Annotated in this window: 1 protein-coding gene; it reads right to left on the bottom strand. The window is 41.7% G+C overall.

What is annotated here, in order from left to right:
- Positions 1 to 142: 142 nt before the first annotated feature.
- A complete protein-coding gene (locus AC058W_RS13095; RefSeq protein WP_479390171.1) occupies positions 143 to 988 on the bottom strand; it encodes an RNA-guided endonuclease InsQ/TnpB family protein in 846 nt (281 codons plus the stop codon).
- Between the last annotated feature and the right edge of the window lie 194 nt (positions 989 to 1,182).

Here is a 1,182-nt window from a genome sequence, read left to right as displayed (position 1 = left end):
GACATGCTCTCGCCACTTAAATCTTACAGATTTTGAAGTGGGAGCTTCCTGCTCAATTGCCCTTCAGGGCAAAGCTAAAACAGGCTATCCCCGCGTGTCCCGCGGTTCTTTTTTTATCCGGTTACGGATCTTTTCTGTGCTATTATGCACATTTTTTATATATTCTTTTTCCTTCTTTCAGAATATTGACCGCCGCATTCACATCCCGGTCCATCCGGTTTCCACATTCGCATAGGTATATCCGTTCTGATAATGCCAGCTCTTTCTTCTTATGTCCGCATACGCTGCATATCTTACTGGATGCAAAATATCTGTCTACTTTTATCAGATATTTTCCACGTTCTTCCAGCTTATATCCAAGCAGGGAAAGGAACTGACCGTATCCGTTATCCTGTATCCCTTTTCCGAAATGCAGGCCTCCGGCTATCCCCTTCAGGTTCAGATCCTCCACACATACTGCGTCATAGTCTTCTGCAAGGCTGTGGCTGAGCTTATGCTGGAAATCCTTCCTCTGGTTCTTTATCTTTTCATGATATAAAGCAACCTTTTTCTTCTGTTTCTGATAGTTACGGCTGCCCTTTTCACATCTGGAAAGTTTTCTCTGTTCCCGGGCAAGTTTTTTCTCTGCATTCCGGTAAAACATGGGATATCCGGCTCTTTCACCGGTAGAAAATACACACATCCCATGCATGGCAAAATCCATCCCCAGGAATTTTTCCGCCTGTCTTTTCTCCGCTGTTTGGTTTTCACAGTCGAACAGCAGGCTGGCAAAATAAAGAAAATCTACCTCTTTCAGCCATGGATATTCTTTTTTATATCCGGCCGGCGTATTTTTCAGCATCTTTTTTTCTTCCTGATAATGACGGATCTTATCCGCAAGCATCCGGTTATAGAGAAAACGACTGCAGCCGATCGTCTTCTCTATCTGGGTTATCTGTTCTTTATTTGGATAGATCCTTATTTTTACTGCCCGGTTTATCTTTCTCACCCTGACTCTCTATATACTGATGGATTGTTTCAACAGGTGCTATATTTCAAAGATTTCTTTTGTTCTCTCTGACATCTTATCGTCCAGCATCTTTCTGCTATATTTCATAACCAGAATCAAACAAAAACACTGAATGAGAATTATTATCTAAACTCATTATGTACACTCACTTATTGCTTATTTCGACCGTCCAA

It is taken from the genome of Blautia sp. CGZ-1-C1 (assembly GCF_056504575.1).
The sequence above is the reverse complement of the archived record's forward strand: the minus strand, read 5'-3'. Positions and strand labels throughout refer to the sequence as shown.